General features: G+C 56.0%; 8 protein-coding genes. 5 read left to right on the top strand and 3 right to left on the bottom strand.

The window, feature by feature from the left end; all coding sequences use genetic code 11:
- Positions 1-29: 29 nt before the first annotated feature.
- Together B2G71_RS22770 and B2G71_RS22765 are read right to left on the bottom strand one after the other, a co-directional pair.
- Positions 30-311: a PIN domain-containing protein gene (locus B2G71_RS22770; protein WP_141521671.1), complete on the bottom strand. Its 282-nt coding sequence runs from the start codon at positions 309-311 to the stop codon at positions 30-32.
- Positions 312-681: 370 nt separating this feature from the next.
- The gene (locus B2G71_RS22765) at positions 682-891 is read right to left on the bottom strand and encodes a DUF3892 domain-containing protein (protein ID WP_098108951.1); all 210 of its coding nucleotides are present in this window, start codon (positions 889-891) and stop codon (positions 682-684) included.
- A 178-nt stretch (positions 892-1069) separates the two neighbouring features.
- On the opposite strand from B2G71_RS22765, the gene B2G71_RS22760 reads away from it, so the two are divergent.
- A complete protein-coding gene (locus tag B2G71_RS22760; RefSeq protein WP_098108950.1) occupies positions 1070-2779 on the top strand; it encodes a restriction endonuclease in 1710 nt (569 codons plus the stop codon).
- 124 nt (positions 2780-2903) lie between these two features.
- On the top strand, positions 2904-4604 hold the full coding sequence (locus B2G71_RS22755; protein WP_098108949.1) for a hypothetical protein: 1701 nt from the start codon (positions 2904-2906) through the stop codon (positions 4602-4604).
- Positions 4605-4730: 126 nt separating this feature from the next.
- On the opposite strand, the gene B2G71_RS22750 is transcribed toward B2G71_RS22755, so the two are convergent.
- Positions 4731-5675, bottom strand: coding sequence for an XRE family transcriptional regulator (locus B2G71_RS22750; RefSeq protein ID WP_098108948.1), 945 nt, complete (start codon positions 5673-5675; stop codon positions 4731-4733).
- A gap of 181 nt (positions 5676-5856) precedes the next feature.
- Between B2G71_RS22750 and B2G71_RS22745 the strand changes: the two genes are divergently transcribed.
- From B2G71_RS22745 to B2G71_RS22735, 3 genes are read left to right on the top strand one after another with little or no spacing between them, the layout of a single operon-like run.
- On the top strand, positions 5857-7158 hold the full coding sequence (locus tag B2G71_RS22745; RefSeq protein ID WP_098108947.1) for a nucleotidyltransferase: 1302 nt from the start codon (positions 5857-5859) through the stop codon (positions 7156-7158).
- Positions 7151-7642, top strand: coding sequence for a hypothetical protein (locus B2G71_RS22740; protein ID WP_206049492.1), 492 nt, complete (start codon positions 7151-7153; stop codon positions 7640-7642). The genes B2G71_RS22745 and B2G71_RS22740 overlap by 8 nt, the downstream gene beginning before the upstream one ends.
- A complete protein-coding gene (locus B2G71_RS22735) occupies positions 7632-8672 on the top strand; it encodes a CBASS cGAMP-activated phospholipase (protein WP_098108945.1) in 1041 nt (346 codons plus the stop codon). The genes B2G71_RS22740 and B2G71_RS22735 overlap by 11 nt, the downstream gene beginning before the upstream one ends.
- Position 8673 lies beyond the last annotated feature (1 nt).

Here is an 8673-nt window from a genome sequence, read left to right as displayed (position 1 = left end):
CAAACAGGCGGCATAAACAACAACTGGGATTAGCTTAACTCAGCCGCCAAACTGTCCAAGAAGGCGGAACCACCTCTACCATGTTGGCGAATGGCATCACTGACCCGCTTGAAGACCGCGCTAATGCCTTGGCTGGTCTCCTTGACGATGCGCCCCTTGTTCCGTTCGAACTCGTCCAACGTCTGTTGAGGCACGACAAGTTCGGCTTCGCCATCGCGGATCAGGTCGATGAGCACATCTAGTGTTTTGAGGTGGCGATAGTCCTTGGCAATGTCGAGCCAGACGCAAGTATCGATCAGAATTCGCAGCATGTGGCCTCCCAAACTGGCTGTCATGGTAGGAGCAACAACTCTTGCGAAAAACAGGATTTCAGGCTGGCTGAGAGAATCTGACGGACCAGGCTTTTGGAGGGGCACAATATCGGTCGCCTCCCTCTCAGCCATCCCGCCCCAAAAATATTATATCAGTCGCACTCCGCGAACAAAGCCGTCATTCACAGGCTTGAATTCGCCCGTCAGTAACTGCCATTCATTCAGCAGCCCGACGATGACTGTAACTGGCCCGTTTGCATACTGTCCAGTTTCGGCGTGGTTACTCAAGAAGCGGACATTCGACCAAAGGCAGAGGGTGCCCATCACTCAGACTCAATTGTCATGTTCCGTCTCAACTACAAGATGAGCGCTATTTCCCGTTCACATTATCCTTCTTCGAATTGTCGGGGTTGTCGCGCACATATTCGCGGTTGTTGATCTTCACCACGTGTGCACCGGGATGCTCGCCACGTTTCACCTCCGCCACTGCGTTCCGCCGTGGAACGTTTTTTCGGCTTCCGATGTCATAGTGCTCATTGCGGCCGCCGGGACCGTCATTTTTGCCTTTGATTTTCGTCATGTGCTTTACCTCTCTCAGAATTCCAATATTGAATCAGTAGGGCAGTCCAATCGTCAATATGGTGTCGGGCCTTGAGGATTTCATGGGGTGAAAAGATTATGAAATTCGGGTTTAAGCAACCAAAACTGTGGGCTTGGTTCGGATACGCTTGCGAATTGCAGCTGATTAAAGGGGCGTCATGGCAAGTATCACAGTCGAAAGCCGATATCTAAGCGACATTTCGGTGGGTGATCTCCACGTCAAATGGAGCGCGAGGGGCGATCGCATCCTCCGCTACTATATCGACTTTCGTCATCGAACCTTGAACCTTCACCGCGAGCTCGGGGCTCCAGACCTGTCCATTCTGCAGGAGAAGGCAAACGCGCTTCTGGCTTCGTGGGACGAGAAGACGGACAAGCACAACATAAAAACGATGTTTGCTGATGGCAAAGCGGAAGCGGAACGCCTCACGGTGCAGGCAGAACTCGAACGCGACCGGCTCTCCAATATCTTGTCGCATACCCTCGGGATCGACGACACAGTCGATTGGGAAGAGCTTCGCAGGAAGGATGGATTTGCGCGTTCAAACAAGTTCGACAGACCGCGCCCGCAACTCGAGCGTGAGGAGGAACCGGCCTACGAGGAGCCGAAGATTACCTTCTGGGACACATTGCTCGGCAAAAAGGCCGACTTAATCCAGCAAGCTGAAGAGACTTACGCTGCTCGAATGGAAGAATGGCAAAGCCGCGAAATGGCTCGAAAGGAAGTGCACGAGAAGGCAGTTGTCGCCTACGAGATGGAGAAGGCCGCATTCCTGACCAAACATGCTGAGGACAAGGCAGCACATGAAGAAGAAGTTGCAGAACACAACCGGGCGATTGAAGACCTGATCGGATCCCTGCGAAGGGGCGATGAAGAAGCGGTGATGGAACATGCCTCTCTCGTTCTGGACGCTTCCGACTACCACGGTCTGATCGAGAAGGAGTTCGTCCTCGACTACCGAGCCCCAGACAAGACTTTGCTGATTGAGTATGAGCTGCCGAACCCCAACGATCTCCCGACCGTGAAGACCGTCCGGTTCGTACGAGCTACCGGCGAACTAAAGGAAACCTTGCTCGCCGTTCGTGCAAAAAAGGATCTGTTCGAAGACACGATCTATCAGATTGCCTTGCGGAGCATTCATGAGGTTCTCGAAGCAGATGAATTCCAAAACATCGAGAACGTGGCGTTCAATGGCTTCGTAACCGCTATTAACCCCGCCATCGGGCTTTCAAACCGCAACTGCATCCTTTCCGTTTTGTGTTCGCGAGCCGAGTTCGAGAAAATTGATCTCGCTCATGTCGAACCCAAGGCCTGCTTCAAGGCCTTGAGCGGCGTTTCCGCCGCCTCGTTGGCGGCCCTTGCGCCAATCCCGCCGATTATCAGTATCGACAAAAGCGACCGGCGCTTCGTCGATGGCCGCGAGATCGCCGATACCCTCGATGCTTCGGTCAACTTGGCTGCTATGGACTGGGAAGATTTTGAGCACCTGATCCGCGAACTGTTCGAGAAAGAATTCAGTTCGCGGGGCGGGGAGGTCAAAGTCACTCAATCGAGCCGGGATGAGGGAGTAGATGCGATTGCATTCGATCCCGACCCAATCAGTGGCGGCAAGATTGTGATCCAGGCCAAGCGCTACACACGTACTGTCGGCGTCACTGCTGTTCGTGATTTGTACGGGACTGTCATGAACGAAGGGGCCACCAAAGGAATTCTCGTGACAACTTCTGACTTTGGTCCAGATGCGCACAAATTTGCGACATCGAAGCCCCTTTCTCTATTGAACGGAGCCAACCTGCTGCATTTGCTGCGTAAGCACTCGTACGAGGCGCGGATCGATCTGGCCGAGGCAAGAGAGGCGCTGGGCTGAGATCAGATTGACATTCCTCCGCTTGACCTCGTCCCACTACGTCCACGTAGCCGCCACAGATAGGAATTGGAGCGTCCATTCACCAACCGATTGGGAAGGGCGATAAGAAGGTTGGGAGGTCAACATGACGCTCGCGGTTGTTGAAGAAGAGGTCCGCCGGTTTCTCTCGGACCCGATCCCTGAGGTCCTTTGCATCAAGGGCAAATGGGGTGTCGGAAAGACATTTGGTTGGCGCACGTTTCTGCGCAAAGCGCGCGACGATAACAACCTGGCGATGAGGCGATATGCCTATGTCTCGCTTTTTGGTCTGAACTCGCTCGACGATTTGCGCTACGCCCTCTTTGAGCGAACCGTCACCGGCGATGCAATTGGCGAAGATCCCAGTCCCGAGACCTTTCGGGAAATGGTTGGCGACCGAAATGCTGGCCGCAAGCTAAAGCCAATAATTGACGGCGCCCTAGCATTCTTCAATCGTCAAGGCGTTTCGGATCTGCTTGCCAAGGCGGCTATCCTGACAGTCAGGAATCAGCTTATTTGTTTCGACGACCTTGAGCGTGCCGGCGACGGCTTAGGGACCAGAGAGGTTCTCGGTCTTGCGTCCCTCCTCAAGGAAGAGCGCCATTGCAAAGTCGTCTTGTTGCTCAACGACCAAGAGCACGACGATCAAGACGAGTTCGCGCGACAGCTTGAAAAGGTGGCTGATGTCACTCTGAAGTTCGAGCCGACCACCTCAGAGGCATGCGACATCGCACTCGATCATGATGCTTCGTTCGCCGACTTGATCCGCTCCCGTATTGAGCAGTTGGACATCACCAATATCCGCGTGATTAGAAAGATCGAGCGCCTAGCTAAGCGCCTCGCTCGGATCCTCGACAACTATGATCCGATCATCGCGGATGAAGCGCTTGCGACGCTAGTTCTGGCCAGTTGGTCTGTTCAGCAGCCGAAGCTAGCACCGCCGATCGATGTTATGAGGCGCTACAATGCTCTGTCAATGAGCGCGCATTTTGGCGACAAACCTGTCGATCCCGAATTCAAGCGCTTCCAGGAGATCGTGGCGGACTACCCGTTTCGATACGCAAACGATCTCGACAGGGCGGTTATCGACGGAGCAGAGGCGGGCTATTTCGTTGAAGCCGATATAAGAGAAACTGCTCAACAGCTCGAAGCTGAACTCAAGGCGAACTCGCGCAATAACGCGCTTAGCCGCGCTTGGCATGAACTGTATCATGGATCGTTGGCCACCGATGACGACGTCTTCCTGGACGCGGTCTACGAGGGCGCACTGAAAGACGCGGCCTTCACCAATGCTGTGAACATCAATAGTGCAATCTACATCTTGCGCGAATGTGGCAGGGAAGATCAAGCTGCAGAGGTCACGAAAGCCTACATAGAAGCGAATGCTTCACAGAGGCCGGAGTTCTTTGACGTTGGCTCTCATTTCAGTGGCGGAGATAGGGTGGAGGATACGCTTCGCGCTGCGTTCGCCGAAGCACGCGCAAACTACGTTGATGACCGAGATCCGCTCGATGTATTGCGAGAAATAGGCGTACGGAGAGCCTACGACGAGCGCGATGTCATGCTCATGGCACGCCAAGGCCCGGACAATTTTGAGCTGATGTTCGAGGCTTTGCAGGGCGAAGAGGTCAGGCACTCAATCGAGATTATTCGCCAGCTTGCACGATCCCATCGACCGGAGGCTGCTGCTATCGATCAGGCCTCTAGAGAAGCGCTGAAGCGCATTTCAGAAAAGTCGCCTCTTCGTGCGAGAAAGATCGGGAGATTCATTGATCTTGACGGTGAAGGCCCTGACGAGACTAACTGAAGGGAAAGTCGAAGATTTTTGATTTCATCGCTAAATGGAAGTGATTGGGCTGGAAGCGGACCGCCGACTGTTAGCCAAGGTTTCGTGAAAGCGGACACCGCAAATATTTCTCAAAGCCTAAACGCATTACTCCTTTTTGAGGGCAACTTTTTTACCAGCATGTTCACGCCACAGGCCAAGACGTTTAATGCGATACTCCACCAACTGTGGTGATGTCCCATACCGCTTTGCCAGAACGGGCGCCGCTACACCGTCGGTAACAGCTTTCTGAACGACTTCGCGAGGAAGCAAGGACGCCGAAGCCAGATAATAGGCGTCGTGTTCCTCAGCACTGTCATAGGTACGTCCATACGCCTCAGCCACTCTTGAGACTTTGGTCAGCTTGTGTCCCATAAGTATGTGCCAATACTCCTCGAGCAATGTTACCCTCTGTCGTTCCACAGTGTGGCAATCATTTAAGAGCACGACCCACATCTCCATTTCGCGATCAAGAGGCAGGCTCATTGCTGACCATTCCGAGCATGCATCGTCGCGGAGTTTGCGTAGGGTCCGCCCATCAAGGCAGTCGGTTTCGGTCAGGCGGATGACTTGTACACCCTCCACCTCGACTTCCAAGGGTTCGAGCGTATCGGTTTCACTGAGTCCAAGGTCACTTCGAAACTTCGAAGCGATGGCTTCCAACTGATCCTTCGAAAGTTCGGGATAGGGCTCTGCGTCCGCGACCGGCACGGGTCCGTTGGCCACATCGTCGCCGTCCGCGCCGAATTCGTCCTTAAGACAGCTCGCCGCTCGTAGCAGCGACTGGACCGTTCCCGACTGCACGTTTTTCATGGCGCGGAAGTGGACCTGTGCGACGCGTTCAAAATCGTGACCTAGGTCCGCAGCGTCCTCACCTAGCCATTCTAATAAGCGGATCTTGGAATTCGTGTCTGGCGATCCATCGCCACGTTCGATCCGTGCCAGCGTTGAGAAGCTGATGCCCACCTGCGCTGAGAGGGCTCGAATGCTCAGACCCAAACGCTCCCGCTTCTCGGCGACGGCCTTTACCAACTTCGCTTCAAAACTTTTCATACAATCCCGTGCTGATGACACACTTGACACAGGGGCTGCTGCAAGTCAGCCTGTGCGAATGACACGCGAATCGCACATTGCGCACCGAAAGGGAAGCCTCAACCGACCTGTGGCCGCTGGCCGGATTCGCAAGCGCAAGGATTCCGAAAACGATCCGTTTTCCCTGAAAGGATAAAGTACAATGGCGACTGCTCCCGCCCGCGAACTTGATACATCCACTCTGGACGAAATTCTTCTCGATCTGGCTGTCCTCATCGAACTCAGCCCGCACGATCGAGAGATCGCGGAAAACCGCTATCGGCGACTCAAAGAACATGTCGAACGTCCTACGAGTCCGTTGCGGCCATATCTCGTCGATGGCGAAAGCCTGATCTATGCGCAGGGTTCTGTCGCAACCAGCACGACAATCTTGAGCGGCGACAACGACGACCGTTTCGACGTTGATGCGATCGTGGAAATCGACGTACCGCTTCACTGGTCAGAGAGTGAACCGCTCGACCAGCTGTTCGACACGCTGAAAAATTTCCCTGGCGCTATCGGGGTTGTTCGTTGCACCCGCTGTGTTCAGGTCCGCTTCGCGTTTATGCACATGGACGTCACAATCATGGATCGCCGGCAGCGCCTGAGCGGTCAGCGGCCCGGCCACATCTTTCACTCGCCGGACACCGGATCAGCTTATCGTGTCGACTCGAATCCCTGGGGATTCACTGGTTGGTTTCGAACCGTTGTGGGCATCGGCGAACACTCGTTCGAAAAACAGCTTAAAGCTGCGCGCGACGCGGCTGGAGTGTCTCGTCTAATCGTTCTCGACGAAGCGGAGCGCCGCATTCTCGCCGACGCCGAGCAAGTACCGCTGCCGCCGATGATTCCCTCGCGCATCGACGCGCAGGAAGCAGTCGCGCTGAAGCTTCTAAAGCGGTACCTCAACCTTTGCTACGCGCGCTTACGCCTAAAACGGCCCCCGTCGATCTGGCTCACTAAGCTCACTGGCGACATGGGCCTGGTCCGCGGCGGGTTGACCCTTCAACTCTATGCCCTGTCAAAGTTCATCTCCAATAGCCTGCGCGAGCATCTGGCGCGCAGCACGGTGCCTCGCGAAGCCAATCCGAGCTACCCGCCCGACAAGATTAATGATCGCTGGCCGCGACCGTGGCCGGAGGCGGAAGCCGACATGAGCACGGCCGCGGATCATCTCGACCTGTTGGCTGACGCGATCGAAGAAATGAACAGCTCTTCGCAAAGCGCGATCCTGAAGAAGATCGACCAATTGTTTGGTGAACGGTTCGGGCAGGAAGAACGCCGTATCCTCAAGGACCGCTATGACCGGAGGAACACCAGCGGGGACGACCTGCTCATCAAGCCGGGTTCCGGCACGATCTACACGCCGGCAATCGCTGCCTCGAAGCCGGATACACAGCCAATTCCCCAGCACCGCTTCCATCCCGGTCGGCTACCGTCGAAGGGAGATGCCCCGGGTGGCTGATGGCACACGGTCCACCCATGCACAACTGAATGCCATGCGCCGCCTGTGGCCGAACTTCGACGGGCGGCGCCACGATAACGGCCTTGTGATCTGGCGCGGAGTGCTCAAGCCGCGCGCGCAAGCCTATGCGGTGAGCATATTGTGGTGGCCGGGCAAGATTGATCGGCCCTATGTGATTATTGCCGAACCGCCGATCGAGCCTCGGCCGGGAGGCACCTATGACCAGATTCCGCACCTGATGTTCGATTCGGACAACCCTGAAAAGTCCGGGCTTTGTTTGTTCGACCCCGACGGGCGGGAGTGGAGCGACGCGGATCTTATCGCGGAGACCACGGTAAAGTGGGCGAACGAGTGGCTGCACTACTACGAGTTGTGGCACCTTACCGGGGAGTGGCTAGGACCAAGCGTCGGGTACGAGTCGGTCGCGCAGATGACGGTCGCCGAAGCGGAGTCCGTTCGCGCGGTTGTGGCTGATGTTCACTGATCGCCGCGCCGGAAGCCTGGCGTCTCGCCGGGTCCGTCAGCCTTGGCCGCGTGGCAAGGTTTTCAAGATACTTTCGCTCGACGGCGGAGGCATCAAGGGCATCTACAGCGCGCAATTCCTTTCCCGATGCGAGCAGGAACTGGCCGCTGGCAAGCCTTTGGCATCCTATTTCGATATGATCGCCGGAACCTCCACTGGCGGCATAATCGCTCTGGGCCTCGCGCTCGGCTTCTCCACGTCGGACATTTTGGATTTCTACGTGAATGACGGGCGCAAGATATTTCCTCCGCTGCCGACAGACCGCATCGGTCGATGGTGGCGAGGCTTTCGCTGGTTGTTCCGGCCGCATCTCGATCACGGGGAATTGGAAAAGGCGCTGAAGCTCCGGTTCGGCGACCATTCCCTTGGCGAAGCAACGACGCGGGTGGTCATCCCTGCCTTCATGGTTCCCAAGACCGAAATTGCGGTGTTCAAGACCGACCATCACTCGGACTTTCGCAACGACTACAAAACGCGCGCCTGGGAGGTCGCCCGCGCGACCTCGGCGGCCCCAACCTATTTGAAAGGGCACGAGCACTCGCCGTCTGGTCGTATTTTCATTGATGGCGGCGTATGGGCGAATAACCCGGTGATGGTGGCGCTCGTGGACGTCTTGAGCGCGTACGAGATTTCGCCTGACCAAATTGATATCCTTAGCGTCGGCACAGGCAATCCGCCGTTCGAGCTGCGCCCTAAGGCAGCACTAGGCGGCGCAGTCTCTTGGCGCGCGGCGATCAAAGCAGCGATGTTCCTGACGACCGACAACGCAACAGCTCAGACCAAGCTTCTGCTAGGACCAGACAAGTGTTTCCGGATCGAGCCTCTTGGCGAGGACGGAACTGTTGAAATGGACGATTACGATCGGGCGCTGTCTGTACTTCCGGGCTCAGCGGACCGAGATTTCGATATTTTTAAGGACGAGATCGCGCGGTTTTTTGACGAGAGCGTTCTCCCAAGGGAGCGGCACTACACCGATGTGGGCTCGGTCTGAC

This window comes from Novosphingobium sp. PC22D, assembly GCF_002556635.1.
In the GTDB taxonomy this organism is placed as follows: Bacteria; Pseudomonadota; Alphaproteobacteria; order Sphingomonadales; family Sphingomonadaceae; genus Novosphingobium.
Note: the sequence above shows the minus strand (reverse complement) of the source record. Positions and strands in the feature narration are given on the sequence as shown.